Origin of the sequence: Streptococcus mitis, from assembly GCF_023109235.1 — a bacterium.
GTDB classification, from domain to species: Bacteria; Bacillota; Bacilli; order Lactobacillales; family Streptococcaceae; genus Streptococcus; species Streptococcus mitis_DA.
The window spans coordinates 124,641-151,105 of the sequence record NZ_JALDUC010000002.1; the positions used below are offsets into that span (position 1 = coordinate 124,641).

General features: G+C 40.7%; 29 protein-coding genes. 14 read left to right on the plus strand and 15 right to left on the minus strand.

All coding sequences use genetic code 11. From position 1 onward, the window contains the following. Positions 1–39: 39 nt before the first annotated feature. Positions 40–1,941, minus strand: a complete 1,902-nt coding sequence (locus M1F55_RS01890) for an ABC transporter ATP-binding protein (RefSeq protein WP_049500775.1) — start codon at positions 1,939–1,941, stop codon at positions 40–42. 153 nt (positions 1,942–2,094) lie between these two features. Here M1F55_RS01890 and M1F55_RS01895 point away from each other — a divergent pair, with 153 nt between their 5' ends. Then, entirely contained in the window at positions 2,095–3,813 is a 1,719-nt protein-coding gene (locus tag M1F55_RS01895; RefSeq protein ID WP_049501779.1) for a phospho-sugar mutase, read from the plus strand. Between the two features lie 111 nt (positions 3,814–3,924). Beyond that, positions 3,925–4,272 carry a DUF6568 family protein gene (locus M1F55_RS01900; RefSeq protein ID WP_247947166.1) on the plus strand — a complete coding sequence of 116 codons (348 nt, stop codon included), beginning with the start codon at positions 3,925–3,927 and terminating at the stop codon, positions 4,270–4,272. A gap of 35 nt (positions 4,273–4,307) precedes the next feature. Here M1F55_RS01900 and M1F55_RS01905 read toward each other — a convergent pair whose 3' ends face one another. The 8 genes from M1F55_RS01905 to yjbM form a co-directional block, all read right to left on the minus strand. After that, positions 4,308–5,117, minus strand: coding sequence for an MBL fold metallo-hydrolase (locus tag M1F55_RS01905; protein WP_049501781.1), 810 nt, complete (start codon positions 5,115–5,117; stop codon positions 4,308–4,310). Next, the gene (gene vicK / locus M1F55_RS01910; RefSeq protein ID WP_247947167.1) at positions 5,110–6,468 is read right to left on the minus strand and encodes a cell wall metabolism sensor histidine kinase VicK; all 1,359 of its coding nucleotides are present in this window, start codon (positions 6,466–6,468) and stop codon (positions 5,110–5,112) included. Before vicK ends, M1F55_RS01905 begins: the two co-directional genes overlap by 8 nt. Further along, positions 6,461–7,168, minus strand: coding sequence for a response regulator YycF (gene yycF / locus M1F55_RS01915; RefSeq protein ID WP_000722072.1), 708 nt, complete (start codon positions 7,166–7,168; stop codon positions 6,461–6,463). Before yycF ends, vicK begins: the two co-directional genes overlap by 8 nt. Positions 7,169–7,223: 55 nt before the next feature. After that, positions 7,224–8,399 (minus strand): A/G-specific adenine glycosylase, encoded by a 1,176-nt coding sequence (mutY, locus tag M1F55_RS01920; protein ID WP_247947168.1) that lies wholly within the window; start codon positions 8,397–8,399, stop codon positions 7,224–7,226. Positions 8,400–8,481: 82 nt separating this feature from the next. Further along, entirely contained in the window at positions 8,482–9,456 is a 975-nt protein-coding gene (gene pta, locus M1F55_RS01925; protein WP_000451571.1) for a phosphate acetyltransferase, read from the minus strand. 43 nt (positions 9,457–9,499) lie between these two features. Further along, positions 9,500–10,396 carry an RluA family pseudouridine synthase gene (locus M1F55_RS01930; RefSeq protein WP_049501784.1) on the minus strand — a complete coding sequence of 299 codons (897 nt, stop codon included), beginning with the start codon at positions 10,394–10,396 and terminating at the stop codon, positions 9,500–9,502. Then, positions 10,393–11,211, minus strand: a complete 819-nt coding sequence (locus M1F55_RS01935) for an NAD kinase (RefSeq protein ID WP_000799056.1) — start codon at positions 11,209–11,211, stop codon at positions 10,393–10,395. The genes M1F55_RS01930 and M1F55_RS01935 overlap by 4 nt, the downstream gene beginning before the upstream one ends. Next, on the minus strand, positions 11,195–11,866 hold the full coding sequence (gene yjbM / locus M1F55_RS01940; protein WP_000151559.1) for a GTP diphosphokinase: 672 nt from the start codon (positions 11,864–11,866) through the stop codon (positions 11,195–11,197). The genes M1F55_RS01935 and yjbM overlap by 17 nt, the downstream gene beginning before the upstream one ends. Positions 11,867–11,994: 128 nt before the next feature. Between yjbM and M1F55_RS01945 the strand changes: the two genes are divergently transcribed. The 7 genes from M1F55_RS01945 (at position 11,995) to M1F55_RS01975 (ending at position 16,766) form a co-directional block, all read left to right on the plus strand. Beyond that, positions 11,995–12,564, plus strand: coding sequence for a CYTH domain-containing protein (locus M1F55_RS01945; protein WP_049546595.1), 570 nt, complete (start codon positions 11,995–11,997; stop codon positions 12,562–12,564). A 111-nt stretch (positions 12,565–12,675) separates the two neighbouring features. Continuing rightward, the gene (locus M1F55_RS01950; protein ID WP_001283818.1) at positions 12,676–13,635 is read left to right on the plus strand and encodes a ribose-phosphate diphosphokinase; all 960 of its coding nucleotides are present in this window, start codon (positions 12,676–12,678) and stop codon (positions 13,633–13,635) included. 9 nt (positions 13,636–13,644) lie between these two features. Further along, positions 13,645–14,760, plus strand: a complete 1,116-nt coding sequence (locus M1F55_RS01955; RefSeq protein WP_247947169.1) for a cysteine desulfurase family protein — start codon at positions 13,645–13,647, stop codon at positions 14,758–14,760. 4 nt (positions 14,761–14,764) lie between these two features. Then, positions 14,765–15,112, plus strand: coding sequence for a DUF1831 domain-containing protein (locus M1F55_RS01960; protein ID WP_000863540.1), 348 nt, complete (start codon positions 14,765–14,767; stop codon positions 15,110–15,112). A 7-nt stretch (positions 15,113–15,119) separates the two neighbouring features. Next, a complete protein-coding gene (locus M1F55_RS01965; protein ID WP_004254203.1) occupies positions 15,120–15,329 on the plus strand; it encodes a DUF4649 family protein in 210 nt (69 codons plus the stop codon). 88 nt (positions 15,330–15,417) lie between these two features. Continuing rightward, entirely contained in the window at positions 15,418–16,059 is a 642-nt protein-coding gene (locus tag M1F55_RS01970; RefSeq protein ID WP_000653417.1) for a redox-sensing transcriptional repressor Rex, read from the plus strand. Positions 16,060–16,076: 17 nt separating this feature from the next. Further along, positions 16,077–16,766, plus strand: a complete 690-nt coding sequence (locus tag M1F55_RS01975; RefSeq protein WP_004254198.1) for a gamma-glutamyl-gamma-aminobutyrate hydrolase family protein — start codon at positions 16,077–16,079, stop codon at positions 16,764–16,766. On the opposite strand, the gene radC is transcribed toward M1F55_RS01975, so the two are convergent. The 3 genes from radC to M1F55_RS01990 form a co-directional block, all read right to left on the minus strand. After that, a complete protein-coding gene (gene radC, locus M1F55_RS01980; RefSeq protein WP_049501787.1) occupies positions 16,763–17,443 on the minus strand; it encodes a RadC family protein in 681 nt (226 codons plus the stop codon). The two genes, M1F55_RS01975 and radC, sit on opposite strands and share 4 nt — an antisense overlap. 42 nt (positions 17,444–17,485) lie before the next feature. Then, complete coding sequence (gene pcrA, locus M1F55_RS01985) at positions 17,486–19,777, minus strand: DNA helicase PcrA (protein ID WP_247947170.1); 2,292 nt, start codon at positions 19,775–19,777, stop codon at positions 17,486–17,488. Positions 19,778–19,939: 162 nt separating this feature from the next. After that, positions 19,940–21,610, minus strand: coding sequence for a formate--tetrahydrofolate ligase (locus M1F55_RS01990; protein ID WP_049552391.1), 1,671 nt, complete (start codon positions 21,608–21,610; stop codon positions 19,940–19,942). A gap of 225 nt (positions 21,611–21,835) precedes the next feature. Between M1F55_RS01990 and coaB the strand changes: the two genes are divergently transcribed. The 5 genes from coaB to M1F55_RS02015 all read left to right on the plus strand — a co-directional run bounded on the left by coaB (position 21,836) and on the right by M1F55_RS02015 (position 24,863). Beyond that, positions 21,836–22,525, plus strand: a complete 690-nt coding sequence (gene coaB, locus M1F55_RS01995; RefSeq protein WP_247947171.1) for a phosphopantothenate--cysteine ligase — start codon at positions 21,836–21,838, stop codon at positions 22,523–22,525. Positions 22,526–22,536: 11 nt separating this feature from the next. Next, entirely contained in the window at positions 22,537–23,088 is a 552-nt protein-coding gene (gene coaC, locus M1F55_RS02000; RefSeq protein ID WP_247947172.1) for a phosphopantothenoylcysteine decarboxylase, read from the plus strand. After that, positions 23,072–23,635, plus strand: coding sequence for an ECF transporter S component (locus M1F55_RS02005; protein ID WP_247947173.1), 564 nt, complete (start codon positions 23,072–23,074; stop codon positions 23,633–23,635). The genes coaC and M1F55_RS02005 overlap by 17 nt, the downstream gene beginning before the upstream one ends. Before the next feature lie 173 nt (positions 23,636–23,808). After that, positions 23,809–24,336, plus strand: a complete 528-nt coding sequence (locus tag M1F55_RS02010) for an ECF transporter S component (protein WP_001097393.1) — start codon at positions 23,809–23,811, stop codon at positions 24,334–24,336. An 11-nt stretch (positions 24,337–24,347) separates the two neighbouring features. Then, complete coding sequence (locus tag M1F55_RS02015; RefSeq protein WP_000159191.1) at positions 24,348–24,863, plus strand: transcription repressor NadR; 516 nt, start codon at positions 24,348–24,350, stop codon at positions 24,861–24,863. Here M1F55_RS02015 and M1F55_RS02020 read toward each other — a convergent pair. From M1F55_RS02020 to M1F55_RS02030, 3 genes are all read right to left on the minus strand, one after another. After that, positions 24,860–25,327 carry an 8-oxo-dGTP diphosphatase gene (locus tag M1F55_RS02020; RefSeq protein WP_033687068.1) on the minus strand — a complete coding sequence of 156 codons (468 nt, stop codon included), beginning with the start codon at positions 25,325–25,327 and terminating at the stop codon, positions 24,860–24,862. The two genes, M1F55_RS02015 and M1F55_RS02020, sit on opposite strands and share 4 nt — an antisense overlap. A 71-nt stretch (positions 25,328–25,398) precedes the next feature. Continuing rightward, complete coding sequence (locus tag M1F55_RS02025) at positions 25,399–25,818, minus strand: GNAT family N-acetyltransferase (protein WP_238096151.1); 420 nt, start codon at positions 25,816–25,818, stop codon at positions 25,399–25,401. Positions 25,819–25,832: 14 nt separating this feature from the next. Next, positions 25,833–26,459, minus strand: a complete 627-nt coding sequence (locus M1F55_RS02030) for an NAD(P)H-dependent oxidoreductase (RefSeq protein WP_024057962.1) — start codon at positions 26,457–26,459, stop codon at positions 25,833–25,835. Positions 26,460–26,465: the final 6 nt, after the last annotated feature.

Sequence of the window (26,465 nt, forward strand, 5' to 3'; positions counted from 1 at the left end):
CCCTCCTCACAAACGAGAAGGGCGGATAACTTAGAAATCTTACACCTGCTCTGATAATTCTTCCCATTCAAGCATAGCTTCTTCCTGACGGTGGCTGATTTTGTCCAGCTCAGCCTGTAATTCCATCAGTTTGTCGGCATCGTTTGTTTCCAACATTTGTTCAGAAATATCTTGGCTTTGACTTTCTAACTCTTCAATTTCAGCTTCTAGACTTTCGATTTGTCGCATGAGTTTGCGAACTTCTTTTTGACTTTCTTTCTGAGCTTGATAGTCATTAACTGAACTTGATTCTTTTGCTTGATTGCTAGTTGAAGCTTCCTCAGCCTGAATCATTTCTACTTCTGATTTCTTCTCAACATAGTAGTCGTAATCTCCCAGGTAAAGAGTCGAGCCATTCTCTGACAATTCCAGTACATGAGTTGCCACACGATTGATAAAGTAACGGTCGTGACTGACGAATAGAAGAGTTCCATCAAAGTCAATCAAGGCATTTTCCAACACTTCCTTGCTATCAATATCCAAGTGGTTGGTTGGCTCATCCAGAATCAAGAAGTTATTGTTTTCCATAGACAATTTAGCCAAAAGCAAACGAGCTTTCTCGCCACCTGACAGCATGCCGACTGATTTTTTAACATCATCACCAGAGAAAAGGAAGGCACCTAGACGGTTACGGATTTCAACTTCTGGTGTCAGTTTAAAATCATTCCAGAGCTCATCTAATACAGTATTACTTGGTGTCAGCTTACTTTGGGTTTGGTCATAGTAACCCACCTCAACATTGGCACCAAAGCGCTTTTCACCTTTGATAAAAGGAATCTGGTCCACAATAGACTTGATAAAGGTTGACTTACCGATTCCATTTGGACCAACGATGGCAACAGCATTCATTTTACGGAGGTCTAGGTTGATAGGCTCTGACAATATTTCCCCATCATAGCCAATAGCCACATTTTCAACAGTCAATACAACATTACCCGACGTTTTTTCAGACTGGAAGGTCATATTGGCTGATTTCTTGCCAGCTTCAGGCTTGTCTAAACGCTCCATTTTTTCCAGTTGTTTACGACGAGATTGGGCACGTTTGGTCGTCGAAGCACGGACTAAATTGCGATTGACAAAGTCTTCTAGAGCCGCGATTTCCTTCTGTTGCTTTTCATAGTTTTTTGCCTCAGTAGCTAGTTTTTGTTCTTTCAACTCGACAAAACGAGAGTAATTACCCACATAGCGATCCAAAGAATGCTTGGTCAAATCCAACGTAATTGTCGCAACCTTATCCAAGAAATAACGGTCATGGCTGACAATAATAAGGGCACCGCTATAATTTACCAAGTAATTCTCTAGCCAGGCGATGGTTTCAATATCCAAGTGGTTGGTTGGCTCGTCCAATACCAAGAGATTTGGCTTTTCAAGGAGCATTTTAGCCAGTGCCAGACGAGTATTTTGACCACCAGAAAGCTCAGCAATTTTCATCTGCCACATAGATTCGTCAAACTTGAATCCATTTAAAATCGCTCGTATATCAGCTTCATAGGTAAAGCCACCTGCCTGACGAAAATTTTCAGATAAGCGGTCGTAATCTGACATCAGCTTATTCAAGTCCTCACCAGACTTTTCACCCATCTCCAACTCCATCTGACGCAATTGTTTCTCAGTCTGACGCAAGTCATCAAAGACATGAAGCATCTCATCGTAGATGGTATTTTCAGACTCAAAACGGCTATCTTGGGCTAGGTAAGATAGAGAAATATCTTTTTTCTTATTGATTTCTCCACTAGTTGGCTCCTCTTCTCCAACTAAAATCTTCAAAAGAGTAGACTTACCGGCACCATTTTTCCCAACAAGGGCAATCCGATCTCGTTCATCAACCTGCAGGGTGATATTATCAAAAAGAACTTCTCCTGCAAAAGAACGTTCAATTTTATTAGCTTGTAAAATAATCATACAAGTAGTATAGCATGTTTCCCTAAGGCATTCAAGACTTGATAAACCGGCATATAACACCACTTTTCTAAAAATTATGCTACCGTTTTACTAAAACGCTAAATAATGCTATAATGTGAACGGTTAAAACAATTTACAAAAAGGAGAATTTCAATGTCTTACCAAGAAAATTACCAGAAATGGGTTGATTTTGCGGAGCTTCCTGACTACCTTCGTCAAGATTTGGAAAATATGGACGAAAAAACAAAGGAAGATGCCTTCTATACAAATCTTGAATTTGGTACTGCAGGTATGCGTGGCCTGATTGGTGCTGGTACAAACCGCATCAACATCTACGTTGTTCGCCAAGCTACTGAAGGATTGGCTCGTTTGATTGAATCAAAAGGTGGAAATGAAAAAGAACGTGGTGTAGCAATCGCCTACGATAGCCGTTACTTCTCACCTGAGTTTGCCTTTGAGTCTGCGGCAGTTCTTGCTAAACACGGCATCAAATCTTATGTATTTGAAAGCCTTCGTCCAACTCCAGAACTATCATTTGCAGTTCGTCACCTCGACTGTTTCGCGGGTATCATGGTCACAGCCAGTCACAACCCTGCACCATTTAACGGATACAAGGTTTACGGCGAAGACGGTGGACAAATGCCTCCACACGATGCGGACGCGTTGACTACTTATATCCGTGCTATCGAAAACCCATTTGCAGTTGAAGTTGCTGATGTGGAAGCTGAAAAAGCTTCTGGCTTGATTGAAGTTATCGGCGAAGCTGTTGACGTAGAATACCTTAAAGAGGTTAAGGACGTAAACATCAACCCAGCCTTGATTGAAGAATTTGGTAAAGACATGAAAATTGTCTACACACCACTTCATGGTACTGGTGAAATGTTGGCTCGTCGCGCTCTTGCCCAAGCAGGATTTGACTCTGTTCAAGTCGTTGAAGCGCAAGCAACTGCCGATCCTGATTTCTCAACTGTAAAATCTCCAAACCCAGAAAGCCAAGCAGCCTTTGCCCTTGCTGAAGAACTTGGTCGTCAAGTTGGTGCAGATGTTCTTGTGGCAACTGACCCTGATGCTGACCGTGTTGGTGTTGAAGTTCTTCAAAAAGATGGTAGCTACCTCAACCTTTCAGGTAACCAAATCGGTGCTATCATGGCAAAATACATCTTGGAAGCCCACAAAAATGCCGGAACTCTGCCTGAAAATGCAGCCCTTTGCAAATCTATCGTATCAACTGACTTGGTAACGAAGATTGCTGAAAGCTACGGCGCAACTATGTTCAACGTTCTGACTGGTTTCAAATTCATCGCTGAAAAAATCCAAGAATTCGAAGAAAAACACAATCACACTTACATGATGGGATTTGAAGAAAGCTTCGGTTACTTGATTAAACCATTCGTACGTGATAAAGACGCTATCCAAGCTGTTCTTGTCGTTGCTGAACTTGCTGCCTACTACCGTTCACGTGGTTTGACCCTTGCTGACGGTATCGAAGAAATCTACAAAGAGTACGGCTACTACGCAGAAAAAACAATCTCTGTTACCCTTTCAGGTGTCGATGGTGCAGAACAAATCAAAGCGATTATGGCTAAATTCCGCAACAATGCTCCAAAAGAATGGAATGCAACAGCTATCACTGTCGTAGAAGACTTCAAAGCTCAAACAGCTACTGCTGCAGACGGAACTGTTACAAACTTGACAACTCCTCCAAGTGATGTGTTGAAATACACACTTGCTGACGGTTCATGGATTGCCGTTCGCCCTTCAGGTACAGAACCAAAAATCAAGTTCTACATTGCAGTTGTAGGAGAAACAAACGAAGAATCACAAGCTAAAATCGCTAACATCGAAGCAGAAATCAATGCTTTTGTAAAATAAAGACCTATAAAAGATGAGACTAACCAATCTCATCTTTTTTTCGTATCAAATCTAAGCAATTTTAGAAACTTTATGGCATACTAGACTTATCAATGAAAGCGAGGTAATCTCATGGAACAATTTTTAGATAATATCAAAGACCTTGAAGTCACTACAGTTGCGCGTGCGCAAGAAGCTCTTGATAAAAAAGAAACTGCAACCTTCTTTATTGGTCGTAAAACTTGCCCTTACTGCCGTAAATTTGCTGGTACCTTGGCAGGTGTCGTAGCTGAAACCAAAGCTCACATCTACTTCATCAACAGTGAAGAACCAAGCCAACTCAATAAGTTGCAAGAATTCCGCTCACGCTATGGAATCCCAACTGTACCAGGCTTCGTTCACATTGCAGATGGACAAATCAATGTCCGTTGCGACTCTTCAATGTCAGCACAAGAAATCAAAGAATTTGCTGGATTGTAAAATATATAAAAAAGAAGGCACATTCGCCTTCTTTTTTATATCTCTGTCAATGGTGTTGCGGTATCCGGTGAGGTATCGTAAACCTTAAAGTCTACTCCTACACCTAAATCAGCTTGTGCTAGCTGATTAACCATGGTCATGTGAGCCAGTTCCTTGATATTGTTTTCCTTAGATAAATGCCCAAGGTAGATCCTCTTAGTGCGGTTTCCCAAGGTACGAATCATAGCTTCAGCACCGTCCTCGTTAGAAAGGTGACCGAGATCCGATAGGATTCGTTGTTTTAGTCGCCAAGCGTAAGAACCTGCTCGCAAAATCTCTACATCATGGTTGGACTCGATAAGATAGCCATCTGCATTTTCGACAATTCCTGCCATTCGATCACTAACATAACCTGTATCAGTCAGCATGACAAAACTCTTATCATCCTTCATAAAGCGATAGAACTGCGGTGCGACTGCATCATGGCTAACACCAAAACTCTCAATGTCGATATCTCCAAAGGTTTTGGTTTTGCCCATTTCAAAGATATGCTTTTGCGAAGAATCCACCTTGCCGAGATACTTGCTATTTTCCATAGCCTGCCAGGTCTTTTCATTGGCATACAAATCCATACCATACTTGCGAGCCAACACACCGACTCCATGGATATGGTCAGAATGCTCATGGGTAATCAAGATGGCATCCAAGTCTTCTGGCTTGCGATTTATTTCAGCAAGTAGGCTGGTGATTTTCTTACCAGATAAGCCTGCATCCACTAAAAGTTTCTTTTTTGGCGTTTCCAGATAAAAGGAATTTCCACTGGAACCCGACGCTAAAATACTGTATTTAAAGCCTGTTTCACTCATTCTGGTCTTCTATTTCGTCCTCCCATACTTCTTCCTTCACTGCATCTTTATCATAAGGGAGCACAATGGTAAAGGTTGATCCCTTACCATATATACTCTTGGCCCAAATAAAACCATTATGCTGTTTGATAATTTCTTTAGCAATAGCTAGACCTAGCCCAGTTCCACCTTGGGCACGACTTCTAGCACGATCCACACGGTAGAAACGGTCAAAGATACGTGGCAAATCCTGCTTAGGAATACCCAATCCTTGGTCTGAGATAGACAAAATCATCTGATCATCAGTCGTCTTCATGGTCACTGTGATTTTTCCACCATCTGGAGAATATTTAATGGCATTGTTGAGAATATTATCAATCACCTGTGTCATTTTGTCTGTATCAATTTCAATCCAGACAGACGTAATCGGATAATCTCTAACCAATTCATATTTCTTTTCTTCGTCTGATCCCCTCATCTTATCAAAGCGGTTAAGAATAAAGGTAATAAAGGCTGTGAAGTTAATCAGTTCCACATCTAGGTGACTAGTTGCATTATCAATTCGAGAAAGATGGAGAAGGTCTGTCACCATCCGCATCATACGGTTGGTTTCGTCTAGAGACACCTTGATAAAGTCTGGTGCAACAGGTTCTGACAAGGCTCCCTCATCCAAGGCTTCAAGATAGGATTTTACACTAGTCAGAGGCGTCCGTAACTCATGACTAACGTTGGAAACAAAGAGTCTTCGTTCGCGTTCTTCCTTCTCCTGCTCCGTCGTATCATGCAAAACAGCTACCAAACCTGAGATAAATCCAGACTCACGACGCACCAAGGCGAAGCGTACACGAAGGCTCAGATACTCACCATTGGCATCCTGAGAATCAATCATGAGTTCAGGAACTTGGGTAATCAAATCACGAAGTTCATACTCATCTTCAATCTGAAGTAATTCTAGAATACTTTTATTGAGAACATCTTCCTTCTGAACACCTAGCTGTTTCTTAGCCATGTCATTAATCATAGTAATCTTACCACGACGATTGGTCGCGAGGACTCCATCTGTCATGTAAGAGAGGATACTGTGCAATCGTTTACTCTCTTGTTCCAGATTTTCTTGGGTCAAACGGATTACTTCTGATAAATCATTGAGATTATTGGTAATATTAGTGATTTCAGAGCTTCCCTGCATATCCAATACCTGAGAATAATCTCCTGCAATCAAGTCTTTAACTTTTTGATTAATTTGCTTCAACCGAATATTATCTCGCCGATTTTCTAGCAAAAGCAAGGTAACAATCAAGATAAAACCCAATAAAATTAAAATGAAGATAAAATCACTAGTAAGAATATTTTTTCTAATCAATTCAATCATTATTTCTCATATAATAACCAACACCACGACGTGTTAGGATATACTCTGGACGACTAGGTGTATCTTCAATCTTCTCACGCAAACGTCTGATAGTTACGTCAACAGTCCGAACATCTCCGAAATAATCATACCCCCAGACCGTTTCAAGCAAGTGTTCACGGGTAATCACTTGACCAATATGAGAAGCCAAGTGGTACAAAAGTTCAAATTCACGGTGGGTCAAGTCTAGTTCTTCACCATATTTTTTAGCCACATAGGCATCTGGTACAATCTCCAAGTCCCCAATTTGCAAAGGTTGGGTTTTCTTTTCATCTGACTCTTGATTATCTACAGAAACCAAGTCCGTACGACGAAGAAGAGCTTTAACACGCGCCTGCAACTCACGATTTGAGAAGGGTTTTGTCACATAGTCATCCGCTCCAAGCTCCAAACCAATAACCTTATCAAATTCGCTGTCTTTAGCTGACAGCATGATAATAGGAACACTACTCGTCTTACGAATAGTCTTTGCAACTTCTAAACCATCAATTTCGGGAAGCATCAAATCCAGAATAATAATATCTGGTTGCTCTGCTTCAAATTGTTCTAGTGCTTCACGACCATTAAAAGCAGTTACAACCTCGTAACCTTCCTTGGTCATATTAAACTTGATAATATCCGAGATTGGTTTTTCATCATCTACAATTAATATTTTTTTCATTTGTTCACCTTTTTCTCTACTATTATATCAAAAAAATAAAAAGAAGACACAATAGCTAGTCTTTACTACTGTCTAAGTTGGCTTGTGCATAAGCCTGCCAGATTTTTTGTTGGGGTTTGGCAAGTGGGTAATTCTTAAACTCTTCTGGTGAAAGCCAGCGAACTTCCCTATCTGGAAAGTCATTGTAGTCACTCACCTGACCTGCTACAATTTGAACATGCCACTTACGATGACTAAAGATATGCTTGACAGTCTCAAAATAAATATCAAGCCAATCAACATCTAGGTCATAGTCCTGCTGGAAACTCTCTTCTGGACTGGGACCAAAGTTCACATTTTCTTCTGCAACCTGATGAAAGAGGTCAAACTGCTCTTCTTGCGAAAAGTTATCAACTTCTATCAATGGGAAATGCCAAAAACCTGCCAATAGCTTTTCACTTTCATTTTTTTCAAGTAAAAATTGTCCCTGAGTATTTTTCACAACTAAGGCTTTGAGATAAATGGGAACTGGCTTTTTCTTGGGAGCCTTGATTGGATAACGGTCCATTGTGCCATTCTGATATGCCGCACTAAAGTCCCTAACTGGGCTTTCTTCTGGTCTGGGATTTACAGGCGCCTCAATATCTGATCCCAAGTCCATCAAGGCTTGATTAAAGTCACCAGGCCTTTCTGGGTCAATTAAGATTTCCATCATTGCCTGAAAAATTTTTCGATTGCTTGGAATGCCAATATCGTGGTTGACTTCAAATAGACGCGCCAAAACACGCATGACATTACCATCTACAGCTGGCTCAGGCAAATTAAAAGCAATACTGGAAATGGCTCCTGCTGTGTAAGGACCAATCCCTTTCAAGCTGGAAATTCCTTCATAGGTGTTTGGAAATTGACCACCAAAGTCTGTCATAATCTGCTGGGCTGCAGCCTGCATATTACGAACTCGAGAATAATAACCCAAACCTTCCCAAGCCTTCAACAAACGCTCTTCAGGCGTATTCGCTAAGCTTTCTACTGTTGGAAACCAGTCCAAGAATCGTTCGTAATAGGGAATAACCGTATCCACCCTAGTCTGCTGGAGCATAATTTCAGAGACCCAGATATGATAAGGATTTTTACTTCTACGCCAGGGTAAATCTCTTTTGTTTTCATCATACCAGGCAAGAAGTTTCTCACGGAAAGAAATGATCTTCTCATCCGGCCACATGACGATACCGTATTCTTTCAAATCTAACATATCTCTAGTATAACACAGAAGACTCTAACTGTCCTTTTCCTAGTATTAAAAAGCCTCTTCCCAAGGGAAAGAGGACTAAATCTTACTGATGAACAGCTTGGGCTGCTGTGATAAGGGTTAACTTGTAAACATCATCAGCATTACATCCACGAGAAAGGTCGTTAACTGGCTTGTTCAAACCTTGCAAAACAGGTCCAACAGCCGCAAAACCACCAAGACGTTCAGCCATCTTGTAACCGATATTTCCTGCCTCGATACCTGGGAAGATGAAGACATTTGCTTGACCAGCTACCGTACTTCCAGGAGCTTTCAGAGCTGCAGTTTCTGGAACAAAGGCTGCATCAAATTGTAACTCACCATCGATTTCAAGGTCAGGACGCAAGTCGTGAGCAATTTTAGTTGCTTCTACAACCTTATCAACGCTTTCACCAAAACCTGAACCCTTAGTAGAATAACTTAGCATAGCAATTTTAGGCTCGATGCCAAACATCTTAGCTGTAATTGCTGAGTTGATTGCAATTTCAGCCAAAGCTTCCGCGTCTGGATTGATATTGATGGCACAGTCCCCAAAGAGGTAACGCTCCGTACCACGAACCATGAGGAAGGCACCTGAAGTACGAGTTACATTTGGACGAGTTTTGATGATTTGAAGAGCTGGACGAACTGTTGAAGCTGTTGAGTGAATCGCTCCTGACACCATTCCATCAACCAAGCCCAGGTATACTAACATAACACCAAAATAGTTGACATCTTCAACCAAAACCTTGCGTGCATCTTCTTCAGACATTTTGCCCTTGCGACGTTCTACCAAGGCAGCAACCATTTCTTCAAATTTATCGTAGTGTTGAGGGTCGATGACTTCATAACCGTCCTCAATACCTTCGATTTCAAGATAGATTTTAATTTTTTCAGGATTTCCAAGCAAAACAGGAATCACTTCTGTTTCTTTTACCAGGCGTTTAGTCGCTTGAAGAATACGAGGCTCTTCCCCTTCAGGGAGAACGATACGAGCATTTTTACCAACCAAGTTGGCTTTGAGACTTTCAAAAACTTCCATGAGTTTTCTCCTTTAAGATAATAATTATACTCTGAATCAGTTTTTATAGAGTATTAGTTGATAACTGGGTAATAAGGTTGCTGAAATCATCCGGCAAGGGACTTTCTAACTGCAAGTCTTGCTCTAAAAATGGATGATAAAAGGATAGATAATGGCAATGTAGGGCCTGGCGCTGAATTCCATCGTCTAGACTACCACCATACAAGTCATCTCCCAACAAAGGAAAACCAATATGAGAAAAATGGACTCGGATTTGGTGGGTTCGCCCAGTGTGCAGGCGAATGTCTACCAAATGAATATTCCCATAAGAAGCTACAATCTTGTAAGAAGTATGGGCGTACTTCCCACCTTTAGCTACTCTTCTAGTGATAATAGAGTCTTCATCACGTGCAATCGGGACAATAATTTCCCCCTCTGACTCCAAGTGTCCATCGCCTTTAACCAAAGCAAAGTAGCGTTTTTCAATGGACTTCTTCTGCAACTGCTTGTCTAATCGTGCATGGGCATAGCCGTGCTTGGCAAAGAGCATCAAGCCAGAAGTATCTCTATCAAGTCTAGTTACAATGTGAACCTGCTGATTCTCATAGTCTTGCTTGACGTAGTAACCCTTGATAAAATTAGCGATAGTATTGGAGTGATTAACACTAGGAATAGAAGCCACTCCATAGGGTTTATTTAAGACTAGAAAATGGTCATCCTCATAGAGAATATCCAGTGGGCGCTCGATAGCTTCGAGAGTTTCAAAACCTTCCTCAGCGGGAATATCTATGATAACTCGGTCTCCAATATCCAATAGATACGTCGCATTTTGTGGTTGATCATTGACCAGAATAGCTCCGCCTCGAAACTTAATCTTAGCTAGCAGCCCCTTAGAAATCTCGTGCTTTTTTAAGAAGGTCTTAACCTTGACATGCTCATCTGCGATAAATTCAAACCTCATTCGTCCACCTCGCCGATAAAAGCATCCTTAACTCGGTTCCAGAAACTGGTATGGCTCGGTGATGCGACAAAGTGAATCTTATGATGGTCTATTTGATACTCAATACGCTCAATATTACGGAATGAATAAACGCTATTGTCAACCGAAATGGTATGGTAATCGTTTCTTGTTGGAATAAGTTCAATCTTATCCTTCTTTGGAACAATAATGGAAGAACCCAGGGTTCGATAGACACGATTGTTAAGGCTGGCAATTTCCGTTAATTGCAAAGCTTCAATGGTTGGGTGTAAAACAGCTCCACCAAGCGACTTGTTATAGGCTGTACTACCAGTCGGTGTTGAAACTGTTAGCCCATCTCCACGAAAACGTTCAAAGTGGACACCATTAATCACAACATCCGCCACCATGGTTCGATCAGACCTTCGGATACTGGCTTCATTTAGTGCTCTAAAAATCTTCACTTCACCATTTTCGAGAAAAACCTTCACATTCAGAACAGGGTAAGAGACTCTTGCTCCGGTATCTAGCTGCAAATTAGTCACTAGCTTGTCCAACTCAAAATCACGGTAGTCCGTATAGAAGCCCAAATGTCCAGTGTGAACACCAATGAAGCGGACCTTGTCAAGCTGGTTTTCGTACTTATGAAAGGCCGACAAGAGCATACCATCACCACCGATGGAAATAACGATATCTGGATTGGTATCATTGAGTATAAACTGATTTCTCTTCAAACGATCTCGCAATTCATACAAAACCCTTTGACTCTGCGGTTTTCTATTGGCTATCAGGTCAATTCGTTTACCTGTATTCTTCATCTGTATCGTCACTGTTTCCTACACCGTCATTTAATTTTCTACTCAAAGGATCAAAAAGAGCCTGGGCTTCTTGGATATCATCACGAATTTTACCCATTTCTTCATCCAACTGATGGGCAATCTTGGCAGTAATTTCCAGTCTCTTTTTAATTTCCTCTGGGAAATCCCCTTGGTACTTGTAGTTGAGAGAATGTTCTATCGTTGCCCAGAAATTCATGGCCAAAGTACGAATCTGAATTTCCGCCAAAATGGTCTTAGCTCCATTGATGGTGTCAACCATATATTCTACTACCACATGATAGGAACGGTAGCCTGAAGCCTTTCGATGAGTAATGTAATCTCGCTCCTGTATGATTCGCATGTCCTGACGTTTGCGCAAAATTTCCACTACTTCTTTGACGTCATCTACAAACTGAACCATCACACGCAAACCAGCAATATCTTGCAAATCGTGCTCTAAGGTCGCATAAGTAATACCACGCCGAGCCATTTTTTCCTTGATGCTTTCAATTGGCTTGACTCTACCAGTCACAAACTCAATCGGAGAATGCTTATTTTGCTTACGATATTGCTTACGAATACCACGTAGTTTAATCTTTAACTCACCAACAGCTTGAATGTAAGGATCTAGAAATTCTTCCCATTCTATGGTCATATATTCTCCCTTGTTCTCATTTTATCCTTCAAAAATATCTTTGATTTTTTCTCCAGATTCATATACAATAAATACAAAGCTATTATATCATATAATCCGCTTTCATAGACAAAGAAAAGGTAAGAAAATTGAAACATTTAGAAATTGAATTGAAAACACTCTTGAAAAAAGATGAATATAATCGTCTAAAAGACCAGTTCACAGGTGTCACTCCTGTTCTTCAAAAAAATTACTACATAGACACGCCTGATTTTGAACTGCGAGAAAAGAAAGTTGCTTTGCGCATTCGCACTTTTGAAGATTGGGCAGAATTGACACTCAAAGTCCCACAAAGTGTCGGAAACATGGAATACAATCAAAAATTGCAACTAAAAGATGCTGAAAACTATCTGAGCAAGAAAAAACTTCCTCAAGGGCTAGTACTGGATGAATTGGCGAAACATGGTATTAAAACTAGTAAATGGCAGATTCTTGGTTGTCTAACGACACTTCGCTATGAAATGCAAACAGCTATTGGTCTCATGGCGCTGGATGAAAGTCAGTACTTTGATATTACAGATTACGAATTAGAGCTTGAAGTTGAGAATCACGAGCAAGGGAAACAAGATTTCCAGCAATTTTTAGAGGAAAATCAGATTGCTTATCAAAAAGCTCCCTCAAAATTGGTCCGATTTGTCAAAAGCATGAAAAATAGCTGAAATAATCTCTATTTTTTGGTAAAATAGAAAAGATAAAATACAAAAATCCCTGTTCATATAGGCTAGGCAGATAGGACTAGGATTTAAAAAGTTTACAGAGGACGGTCTATAATGTCAGATAGAAAAAACATGAAACTTTTCGCACTCAACTCTAATCAAGAAATTGCACAGAAAATTGCTCAAGCTGTTGGTGTCCCACTTGGAAAACTATCATCACGTCAATTTTCAGACGGAGAAATCCAAGTAAATATCGAAGAAAGTGTCCGTGGTTATGATGTTTACATCATCCAATCAACAAGTTTCCCAGTTAACAACCACCTAATGGAGTTATTGATCATGGTCGACGCTTGTGTGCGTGCAAGTGCCCACAGCATCAACGTTGTTCTTCCATATTTTGGCTATGCACGTCAAGACCGCATCGCTTCACCTCGTGAGCCGCTTACAGCCAAACTAGTTGCCAATATGCTAGTTAAGGCTGGTGTCGATCGTATCCTTACGCTTGATTTGCATGCCGTTCAGGTTCAAGGCTTCTTTGACATCCCTGTCGATAACCTTTTCACAGTTCCCCTATTTGCAAAACATTATTGCGATAAGGGCCTACTCGGTTCAGATGTTGTCGTGGTTAGCCCTAAAAATTCAGGTGTGAAACGCGCTCGTAGCTTGGCTGAATATCTTGATGCTCCTATCGCCATTATCGACTACCCCCAAGACGATGCAACTCGCAACGAAGGTTATATTATCGGTGATGTGGAAGGTAAAAAAGCTATCTTAATTGACGATATTCTGAATACAGGACGTACCTTCTCTGAAGCTGCTAAAATCGTTGAACGTGAAGGGGCTACAGAAATCTATGCTGTTTCTAGCCACGGTCTCTTCGTCGAAGGTGCTGCTGAACTTCTTGATAATACTAATATTAAAGAAATTCTTGTGACTGATTCAGTAGCAACAAAAGAAAAAACTCCTAAAAACGTATGCTACATCACTGCAAGTGAGTTAATTGGTGATGCTATCGTCCGTATCCACGAAAGAAAACCAGTCAGCCCACTCTTTGCCTACAACAAAAAGAAATAAGGTGATTCTTTGATTTATTTGGACAATGCTGCAACGACTCCTATGTCAGCAGTTGCTATTTCAGCTATGACCAAGGTTATGCAAGAAACCCATGGCAATCCATCTAGTATCCATGGTCATGGTCGTCAAGCTGGCAAACTTTTGCGTGAAGCCCGTCAGGAACTAGCTCAATTACTAGAGACAAAACCTCAACATATCTTTTTCACTTCTGGTGGGACTGAAGGCAACAATACTGCTATCATTGGCTACTGCCTTCGTCACCAAGAACAAGGAAAACATATCATCACAACTGCCATTGAGCACCATGCTGTCCTTGAAACAATTGATTACTTGGTTCAACACTTTGGTTTTGAAGTAACCATTATCCAGCCAAAAAATCAAGAAATCACGGCCCAGCAAATTCAAGAGGCCTTACGTAAAGATACAATCTTGGTTTCTACCATGTTTGCCAATAATGAGACAGGAAACCTACTTCCCATTGCTGAAATTGGACAAATACTCAAGCAACACCCAGCCGCCTATCATGTTGATGCAGTTCAAGCAATCGGCAAAATCCCTATTCACCCAGAAGAATTGGGCATTGATTTTCTCACTGCTTCAGCCCATAAATTCCATGGTCCTAAGGGAATCGGCTTCCTCTACGCATCTAGCATGGACTTTGATTCCTATCTCCATGGTGGAGACCAAGAACAGAAAAAACGTGCTGGAACTGAAAATCTAGCTGCCATCGTAGGCATGGTTGCAGCCCTAAAAGAAGACCTAGAAAAACAAGAAGAACATTTCCAACATGTACAAAATCTAGAAACTGCCTTTCTGGCAGAGCTAGAGGGCATTCAATATTACTTGAATATAGGCGAACACCATCTCTCTTATGTTCTCAATATTGGATTTCCTGGCCAGAAAAATGACCTCTTACTCCTTCGTCTAGATTTAGCTGGAATTTCAATCTCTACTGGCTCAGCCTGCACTGCGGGCATTGTCCAATCCAGCCATGTTCTCGAAGCCATGTATGGCGCAAATTCAGAACGCTTGAAGGAATCCGTTCGTATCAGTTTATCGCCACAAAATACTGTTGAAGACCTACAAACCCTCGCAAAAACCTTAAAAGAAATTATCGGAGGTTAGCCATATGGCATTTGAAAAAACCATTCAGTTAAAAAATTGTCGTTACGACTACACTCTTAGCCCTTCTGTTAAAAAATTCACCCTTAAGGACAACACCTTTTTTGAGACTAAGGTTGGTAACTATGAATTGACTCGCCTTTTGGAAAAAGTTCCGAACAGCGGTGAGGGATTCCAACTCAAAATCATCATTAACAAGGAACTTACAGGTGCTAAAATCAATATCACTGACAAGTTTGGGCTACGTCTGGTTGATATTTTCAAATCAGAAGACCACCACATTCATCAGGAAAAATTCTATTTCCTCATGGATAGCTTGGTAGAACGTGGTGTCTTTACAAAATCGGAAAGATAGAGCCAAAATGTTTGAACTGACCTATAAGGATAACTATCATGTAGAGCGGACTCTCAAGTATGAAGATTATGAGGCTCTCATGCTGGCTCTGTCAGGATGCGTTACCCTACCAGATACACTTTATGTGACTTCTCTGACTTTTAAGGGGCAGGAAGTTTACCAAGGACTGGTCGGAGACCTCTACCGTTTTCTATCACATGCAGATTTTTTACATTAAAACTAAGATTTTTCTTAGTTTTTTCTTGTTTTTGTTGATTTTTTCACAATGTTTCTATAAAATAGAAGAATAGAAAGGTTGTGATTTTGTGAAAGATAAACAGTCTGCTATTCCAAAAGCTACAGCGAAAAGACTCTCTCTCTACTATCGAATTTTTAAGAGATTTCATGCAGAAAAGATTGAACGTGCCAACTCTAAGCAAATTGCAGAGGCTATCGGTATTGATTCAGCGACCGTACGTCGTGATTTTTCCTATTTTGGTGAACTAGGTCGTCGTGGTTTTGGCTATGATGTCAAAAAACTGATGACGTTTTTTGCCGATTTGCTCAATGATAACTCTATTACCAATGTCATGCTGGTAGGTATTGGAAATATGGGCCATGCCCTTCTCCACTACCGCTTCCACGAGCGTAACAAGATGAAAATTATCATGGCCTTTGACCTAGATGACCATCCCGAAGTCGGTACCCAAACTCCTGATGGGATTCCCATTTACGGGATTTCTCAAATCAAGGATAAAATCAAGGATGCTGATGTCAAGACTGCTATCCTGACAGTTCCCAGCGTCAAGTCACAAGAGGTTGCCAATCTCTTGGTGGATGCTGGAGTGAAAGGAATCCTCAGTTTTTCACCAGTCCATCTGCATTTACCAAAAGACGTGGTCGTTCAGTATGTCGATTTGACAAGTGAACTCCAAACCCTCCTCTACTTCATGCGAAAAGAGGATTAGAAAGCGAAAATCATTTTATGAAAAAACCAGTTATTGGGATTACAGGAAACGAAAAAACTCATCCAGATGATGACATCATGATGAGCTACGTAGCAAAAGGCTTTGTTGAAGGCGTTAAAGAAGCTGGAGGAATTCCCATCATCCTACCGATTGGTGATCAAGAAATGGCCTGCCACTATATCAGTATGATTGACAAGCTCATCTTGACAGGTGGGCAAAATGTTGATCCAAAATTCTATGGTGAACCAAAAACCATCGATAGCGATGACTACCACCTTCAAAGGGATATCTTTGAACTGGCCCTCATCAAGGAGGCTATTAAACAGAAAAAGCCAATTTTTTCTGTCTGCCGTGGAACTCAACTCTTTAACGTTGCCATGGGTGGAACTCTGTACCAAGATATCGAAGACCATTGGCAGGATTGTTCTGCTGAGTACACAACTCAACGCTTGGTAACAGAACCTGATACTGTTCTTCGAGAAATCTATGGAGAAATTTCCCATATCAACTCCTTCCACCATCAGAGCATCAAGGATTTAGCACCTAACTTAAAGATTGCGGCTCATGATCCTAAGGATGGCATTATTGAAGCTGTCATGAGTACGGATGATATCGCCTTTCTCGGTGTCCAATGGCATCCAGAGTTTCTTTTTGAAAATCGCCCCAAAGATAAAAACCTCTTTGACTATGTCGTTAATGAACTTTAGATTAAATCCGTCTTTTCACGATAACTAAAGTAATTAGAATGAGAGACAATCAAATGGTCCAAAAGGACAATCCCCATCAGGTCACAGGCTTCTTTTACAAGTTTAGTGACATGATCATCATTTCGGCTAGGGGCTACCGCTCCCGAAGGATGATTGTGAACCAATATGAGAGAAGTCGCCATATGCTTGATAGCATAGTGAAGAATCTCTCGCGGCTCAGCGATACTACGAGTTGCAGAACCGATAAAAATGGTCTGTTGATGGATGATTTGATTTTGAGTATTGAGATAGAGCGCCACCAGGTGCTCTTGTTTTTTATGTCCCAACTCCTGCTGCATCTTCTTGGCCAACTTTTGACTGCTGAGAATACTTTCCATCTCAAGAGTCTCATGTTTGTGAATACGATGGCCCAGTTCAATCATAGCTTGTAATTCTATGGCCTTAACTCGGCCAATACCAGACAGACTCTGCAATTCCTGCAGGGTCATTTTTTTCAAATCTGTTAGGCTTGAAAGATTGTTCAAAACTTTCTGGGCAATTTCAAAAACGCTAGCTTGACGTGTTCCTGTCCTAAGTAAAATAGCTAGCAACTCTTGATTACTGAGCGCTTCAACTCCTTCTTTTGCCAGCCTTTCTCTTGGCAACAGTGAATCTTCTTGGAATGAAATACTATACATAAAAATCCTCCTCACTTTATTATTCGTGAGAAGGATGGAAAATTATATTTTTTTCTCAATTGGGGCTACACTAGCTAAAAGTTTTTTCAAACCTACTTCTGGGAAATTGATTTTTAATTCCTGCGTAGCACCGCTTCCTGAAACTTCCAGAACAGTTCCCTCTCCCCATTTCTTGTGGAGAGCAATGTCACCAATGGACCAATTTGCCTCGCTAGACCCTGATTTTGATCCAGTAGTAAATTGACCAAATGGGAGACCGCTTGACTGGATAGTTTTTGGGGCCGCACTGCGTTTACGGTCTTGAAGAGCCTGAGCCAAACTCATACCTTGACCGAAGGCAACCCCACCACTGCTATAAGATGCCTTAAAGCTTGTATTGGCTGGACGAGCCAATCCTTGATACTCAAGTAAGTCTGAACTGATTTCGTTAATAAAACGAGTCGGACGGTTGTAGTTGGTACGACCGAAAAGCAGGCGCGAGTTAGCATTTGTCAGATAGAGAATTTTCTCTGCACGCGTAATTCCTACATAGGCCAGACGGCGTTCTTCTTCCAATTCATCTTGATCTTCAGCTGCACGGCTAAGCGGAAAGACATTTTCTTCCATCCCAATCAAAAAGACAACTGGAAACTCGAGACCTTTGGCAGCATGCAGGGTCATCAAGGTCACTTCTGATGTCTCCTGACTACCTGAATCTGTGTCCGCAATCAAGGCCAGGTCATTTAAGAAACGACTTAGTTTGTCCAAACCAGTTTCTTCTTCTGGTCCATCAGAGGTGTCATCAAAGTTTTTCGTCACAGAAAGGAACTCTTCAATATTTTCAACCCTAGCCTTGCTTTCTAAAGTCGCTTGAGCATTTAGAATATCGACGTAACCTGTTTTTTCTAAAACAGCCTCAACCAAGTCTGTAATATTTAATTGATCTAGCTGCTCTCGTAAATCTAGAATCATATTGGCAAAATCCCAGATAGATTGTGCTGCTTTTCCTTTGATGCCAGACAACATGATATTAGCAGAAGCATCTAGCATAGACATGTTTTGCATATTTGCAAAGTCACGGATTTTCTCAACTGTACCTGGCCCAATTCCACGTTTAGGCTCGTTGATAATGCGCTCAAAACTGATATTGTCACTCAAATTGGCAATAAGATTGAGGTAAGCGATAATATCTCGGATTTCCTTACGGCTGTAGAACTTGGTTCCGCCAACCATGGTATAAGGGATATTTGACTTGAGCAAGGCTTCCTCAATAGTACGGGACTGCGCATTAGTACGATAAAGAACTGCAAAATCCTTGTGAAGGAAGTTTTGACTCCGACCAAGTTCATCGATAGTTCTGGCTACAAATACAGCCTCATCTAGTTCATCATTGGCACGATAGTAAACGATTTGTTCCCCATCAGCATTTTGAGTCCAAAGATTCTTAGGACGGCGGTTTTTATTGTTTTTGATAACCTCATTAGCCGCTTGGAGAATAGTTTTGGTGGAACGGTAATTCTCCTCCAACAAAACAACCTTGGCTTGGGGATAATCTTTCTCGAAGTCCAAGATATTCTGCATATCAGCACCACGCCAACCATAGATAGACTGATCCGCATCCCCAACAACACAGATATTTTTAAAACGGGAAGCCAAGAGTTTGACCAATTGGTACTGAGCGTGGTTGGTATCTTGGTACTCATCAACATGGATGTATTGAAATTTCTGCTGGTAATAAGTCAAAACATCAGGATTTTGATCAAAGAGACGCAAGGTCAGCATAATCAAATCATCAAAGTCAACCGACTCAGACTGACGCAGTTCTTTCTGATAGGCTGTATAACACTGGGCTACGATTTGCGTATACATATCGCCAGCTTGGGCAGCATAGCCAACATCATCAATCAGATCATTCTTAGCATTGGAGATAGTCCCTAAGATGCTCCGTTCATTCCATTTTTTCGGATCCAAGTTCAACTGCTTAAGAATCCGTTTCATGAGGGTTCGCTGTTCACCAGGATCTACAATAGTGAAATTTCGGTTGTAGCCAATATGGTCCGCATCGCGACGCAAAATACGCACACACATGGAGTGGAAGGTCGCAATCAGACAGTCCTGAGTGGCTGGATTGAGGCTATAAGCACGCTCCTTCATCTCACGCGCAGCCTTATTAGTAAAGGTAATGGCCAAGATATTCCACGGATTGACTAGCTTTTCATCAATCAAATAAGCGATGCGGTGGGTCAAAACTCGGGTCTTTCCAGAACCAGCCCCCGCCATAATCAACAAGGGACCTTCTGTCGTTTGCACCGCCTCAGCCTGACGGTCATTCATTCCATTTAATAATGCGTTCATCTTCTCTTCCTTACTCTTGAAGTCAATATTTCTATTATATCAGAATTCAGGGAAAATATCTTTACCTAGACTGGTTACGTGTAGAAGACGACTCCTTATATCTAGATAAAAAATGAGCTTGGATTAAAATCTCCAAACTCATTTCAAGTCAATTTTAATATACTAGAACAAACCTAGGACTGTTCCGTCACTTTCAACATCCATGTTGAGAGCTGCTGGTCGTTTTGGAAGACCTGGCATGGTCATGACATCGCCAGTCAAGGCAACGATGAAGCCTGCACCTAATTTTGGTACCAATTCGCGAATGGTAATTTCAAAGTTTTCTGGTGCTCCAAGTGCATTTGGATTGTCAGAGAAACTGTACTGAGTTTTAGCCATACAGATTGGCAATTTGTCCCAACCGTTTTGAACAATTTGAGCAATTTGTGTTTGAGCTTTCTTCTCAAAGTTCACTTTGCTACCACGGTAGATTTCAGTAACGATCTTTTCAATCTTTTCTTGGACAGAAAGGTCATTGTCATACAAACGTTTATAGTTAGCTGGGTTTTCAGCGATAGTCTTGACAACCGTTTCAGCAAGCGCTACGCCTCCTTCTGCACCATCAGCCCAGACACTTGCTAGTTCAACTGGTACATTAATTGAGGCACAAAGTTCTTTTAAGGCTGCAATTTCAGCTTCTGTATCAGATACAAATTCGTTAATCGCAACAACTGCTGGAATACCGAACTTACGAATATTTTCAACGTGGCGTTTCAAGTTAGCAAAACCGGCACGAACTGCCTCTACATTTTCTTCAGTCAGAGCGTCTTTAGCCACACCACCATTCATCTTAAGGGCACGAAGGGTTGCGACAATAACTACTGCATCTGGAGAAGTTGGCAAGTTTGGTGTCTTGATATCAAGGAATTTTTCAGCACCAAGGTCTGCACCAAAACCAGCTTCAGTAACTGTATAATCAGCCAAGTGAAGGGCTGTGCTTGTTGCCAAGACAGAGTTACATCCGTGAGCGATATTGGCAAATGGACCACCATGTACAAAGGCAGGTGTTCCATAAATTGTCTGAACCAAGTTTGGCTTAATAGCATCCTTCAAAATCAATGCTAAAGCACCTTCAACCTGCAAATCACCTACAGAAACAGGGGTACGGTCATAGCGATAACCGATGACAATATTAGCCAAACGGCGTTTCAAGTCCTCGATGTCCGTTGCCAAGCAAAGAATTGCCATGATTTCTGAAGCGACAGTAATGTCAAAGCCATCCTCACGTGGAATACCATTTAGAGGACCACCAAGTCCAACGGTCACATGACGAAGGGCGCGGTCATTCAAGTCCACAACACGTTTCCAGAGGATACGACGTTGGTCAATTCCAAGCTCATTTCCTTGGTGTAAGTGATTGTCAATCAAGGCAGAAAGAGCATTGTTGGCAGTAGTAATGGCATGCATGTCTCCAGTAAAGTGAAGGTTGATGTCTTCCATTGGCAGAACTTGGGCATAACCACCACCTGCCGCACCACCCTTAATTCCCATTACTGGACCAAGAGATGGCTCGCGGATAGCAATCATGGTTTTCTTGCCAATCTTGTTCAAGGCATCCGCAAGACCAATTGTAATAGTTGATTTTCCTTCACCTGCTGGTGTTGGGTTGATGGCAGTAACCAAAATCAATTTTCCAACTGGATTGCTCTCAACTGCACGAATTTTATCAAAGCTGAGCTTAGCCTTGTACTTTCCGTACAACTCCAAATCGTCGTAAGAAATACCAAGCTTCTCTACAACATCAACAATTGGCTTTAACTCAATACTCTGTGCGATTTCAATATCTGTTTTCATTCAAAACTCCTCTAACCTCTTATATGATAATTCATTATAACACAAAACAAGATTTTTAACATCCAAAAACTCTCTAAACGTTCGTAAATATCCCTGTTTTTAAGGTTTTTAGAGTCCTTTCTTAAATTTTATATGGCTTTATAGTTTGAAACTATATTCTTTCCTTTTACCAAAATTTTATCACTTTCATTTTACTTACCGTTTATTTTTGTGTACAATAGTGCTATGAAAATTTTAGTTACATCGGGCGGTACCAGTGAAGCTATCGATAGCGTCCGCTCTATCACTAACCATTCTACAGGACGCTTGGGGAAAATCATAACAGAAACCTTGCTTGCTGCAGGGCATGAAGTTTGTTTAATAACAACAAAACGAGCTCTAAAGCCAGAAGCCCATCCCAACCTAAGCATTCAAGAAATTAACAATACAAACGATCTTCTCCTTGAAATGCAAGAACGTGTCAAGGACTATCAGGTCTTGATTCACTCAATGGCTGTGTCTGATTACACTCCTGTTTATATGACAGGTCTAGAGGAAGTTCAGGCTAGTTCCAATCTAGAGGAATTTTTAAACAAGCAGAATCATCAGGCTAAGATTTCTTCAACTGATGATGTTCAAGTTTTGTTCCTTAAAAAGACACCAAAAATCATCTCTCTAGTCAAGGAGTGGAATCCTGCTATTCATCTGATTGGTTTCAAACTGCTGGTTGATGTTAACGAAGACTATCTGGTTGACATTGCACGAAAAAGTCTCATCAAAAACCAAGCAGACTTAATCATTGCAAATGACCTGACTCAAATCTCAGCAAAGCAGCACAGAGCTATCTTTGTTGAGAAAGATCAGCTTCAAACAGTCCAGACTAAAGAAGAAATTGCAGAACTCCTTCTTGAAAAAATTCAAGCCTACCATTCATAGAAAGGAAAGCTATGGCACATATTCTCTTGGCTGTAACGGGGTCAATTGCCTCTTACAAGTCGGCAGATTTAGTCAGTTCTCTAAAAAAACAAGGCCATGATGTCACTGTATTAATGACTCAGGCTGCTACAGAGTTTATCCAACCCTTGACACTACAGGTCTTATCACAGAATCCTGTCCACTTGGATGTCATGAAAGAACCTTATCCTGATAAAGTCAATCATATCGAACTTGGAAAAAAAGCAGATTTATTTATCGTAGCCCCGGCAACTGCTAACACTATTGCAAAACTAGCCCACGGATTTGCGGACAACATGGTGACCAGCACGGCTCTAGCCCTGCCAAGTCATATTCCCAAACTAATAGCTCCTGCTATGAATACAAAAATGTATGACCACCCAGCAACTCAGGCTAATCTGAAAACATTAGAAAGTTACGGCTATCAGCTGATTGCTCCAAAAGAATCCCTACTAGCTTGCGGAGACCATGGACGAGGAGCCTTAGCTGACCTCACAATTATTTTAGAAAGAATAAAGGAAACTCTCGATGAAAAAACGATCTAATATTGCACCCATTGCTATCTTTTTTGCAACCATGCTTGTGATTCATTTTCTGAGCTCGCTTATCTTTAACCTTTTTCCATTCCCAATCAAACCGACCATTGTTCATATTCCTGTCATTATTGCCAGCATTATCTACGGTCCACGAGTTGGGGTTACACTTGGATTTTTGATGGGGCTACTTAGCTTGACGGTTAACACTATTACCATTCTACCGACAAGCTACCTCTTCTCTCCCTTCGTACCAAACGGAAACATCTACTCAGCTATCATTGCCATCGTCCCACGTATTTTGATTGGTTTGACTCCTTATCTAATCTATAAACTGATGAAAAATAAAACTGGTCTGATCCTAGCTGGTGCCCTTGGTTCACTTACCAACACAGTCTTTGTACTTGGTGGAATTTTCTACCTTTTTGGAAATGTCTTTGATGGTAATATCCAAAAACTCCTAGCAACTGTTATCTCAACAAATTCGATTGCCGAATTAGTCATTTCCGCAATTCTTACTCTAGCTATTGTTCCAAGACTACAGACTTTGAAAAAATAAAAACATCTCCACTTTCAAGCTTGAAGGTGGAGATGTTGCTCTATACAGTTTTTTTTAGTGAAATCTTTACCAATATTTAATTTAAAATGGCCTATAAACTTAAGTAAATCCTTGCTTTATTGTCTTGTTTGTTATACTATACTAGTGTATATACAGTCAAAAAGGAGATTCTTATGAATACACGGAAAAAGACACAATTTATGACAATGACTGCCCTCTTAACGGCTATTGCGATTTTGATTCCAATTGTTATGCCTTTTAAGATTGTCATTCCACCTGCTTCCTATACTTTAGGAAGCCACATCGCTATTTTTATCGCTATGTTCTTGTCGCCCTTGATGGCAGTTTTTGTCATCCTAGCCTCTAGTTTTGGATTCTTGATGGCTGGCTATCCCATGGTTATTGTTTTTCGAGCTTTTTCCCATATCTTTTTTGGAACTTTGGGGGCTCTTTACCTACAAAAATTCCCCGATACCCTAGATAAACCAAAAGCTTCCTGGATTTTCAACTTTGTGTTAGCGCTTGTCCATGCCCTTGCTGAAGTATTGGCCTGTGTCGTTTTTTACGCAACTTCTGGTACCAATGTAGAAAATATGTTTTATGTTCTATTTGTGCTAGTTGGATTTGGTACAATTATCCATAGTATGGTAGACTATACATTAGCACTAGCTGTCTATAAAGTGCTTCGCAAACGCCGTTAAAAGGAAGAACTATGACAAAAGATCGCAAACAAGCCCTGCTCCAACTCTTGAAAGAAACTCCTAAAGCCCTCAATGGCCAAAGTTTAGCTGAACATTTTCATGTTACACGCCAGGTCATTGTACAGGACATTGCAATTTTAAGAGCCGATGGCGCTCCTATCCTATCCACCAATCGTGGCTACGTCTATAAGCAAATTGAAACCAACCCTTATGTTCACAAACTTTTCAAAGTGAAACATGAAGTTGAAGAAATCGGTCAAGAACTCCTTGCTATCGTAGATAATGGCGGACGTGTTCAAAACACCTTGATTGACCATCCCGTCTATGGAGAAATTGAAACCTTGCTGAAACTGTCTTGTCGTAGAGATGTGCAACATTTTCTAGAACAAGTTGAGCATTCAGATTTTAGACCTCTGTCTGAATTAACAGATGGTATCCATTACCACCTAGTTGAAGCCGAAACACAACAAGACCTCCACTATATCGAGGAGGCCTTAGATCAGCTAGGTTATTTAGTAAAAGACTAGAAGATTTTCTTCGCCCAGCCATCTTCTGTACGGTGGCGGTAGAAAAATTCAGATTTGTCAGGAGCTTCCATCATCTCCATCAATGGTAACATATCATAGGCCAGATCCAAGTTTGGAATCTGGTCTTTTTGCACCCAAGAAACTTCTCCTTCATCTGAAGAGCGAAGGGTACCAGAGAACTCAGTCGCCTTATAACAAAAGACGATATAGCGCCCGCCTGTATCCAGAGGCCAATTTTTAATGCCGACAAGTTGAGGATTTTGGATAGTCAACCCTGTTTCTTCGTAGATTTCACGAATGACAGACTCCGCAAAAGCCTCACCATTTTCTACATGACCTCCTGGAAAGGCATAACCAGACCAGCGATTGGTTTCAGGAGAGCGATACTGCATAACCACGCGCTGGGTTTCGAGATCTTCAATCAGACAAATATTTGTTAAAATCGTTAATTGGGAACGGGACATAAATTTACTCACTTTCTAATTTATTAAATTTTCAGACTTGCACCAGTGCCATTAGCTTCTACTTTGTAAAATTATTTAGAATAGAATACCATACGTTTTTCCTTTATGGGCTTTCCAAGTTCAAGCATCTTTTCTTGTCCATCAAAAGTAAAAACCATTTTTTGATAGAAAGCTATGGCTCGCTTATTATCTTTCAATACCCATAAGAAAATTTCAGAAAAATGATTAAGAGCAGTCAAAGCTGCTCTAACTAACTTTTGTGCGATACCTTTTCCATAACTGATAAAACCAACTACCTTCATGCCATCTATCGCAATCAATGTATTTTCTGGATACTTTTGACTAAAGAATCGACACCTTTCCAATGTCATTGTCTCCTGAAATTCTGCAGGCAAAAGGTCGTCATAAGCCTCTCTCCACGCTTTCCAGTGAACGAGAGATTTACTTTCTATCTCTTCAGGAGTTTCCATTGATTTGATAACAACCGTCATTTATTTTCTTCTCCTTAATCCAACAGTCTGACTTCCTTTGCTACTTTTTGTAGAAATTTTTCTCTTGTTGAACTTGTATTCACTTCACGTCCTAACTCTCCTAAGATTGAAACCCTCTTTGTTTTGATACCGCAATGATTCAGGACAGCATTCTTTAATACTGATATTCCATAACTGTCTGGAATATTAATCGGACCTGAAAATACTTTGTACCACCAAGTTGGTGCCATGGAGGTTGCATAAATACTAGCTGTTTTTCCTTTTAGTAACTTTTTAAACTGATTACCTCTCAAGTAGTTCAAAATAAAGCTTCCTCGATTATTTGCTGAGTATGCAATGCCTGGCGTAAAAACACGATCAATCCACCCCTTCAATAGACTAGGCATACTACTCCACCAAATTGGATAAACAAAAATGAAATGATCTGCCCACTGAATTAATTCCTGAGATCGTAGAATAAACGGATCGTCCTCCATCCTTTGTCGATAACCATAACGTAAAACAGGATCAAACTCTTCCTCATTAAGATTAATCATTTCAAGTTCATGTCTCTTTGAGTCTATATTTTCTACAATCGTTTGAAAAATTGCTTGGCAGTAACTTTCTTTATCAGGATGTCCATTAATAACTAAAATATTCATAAAATT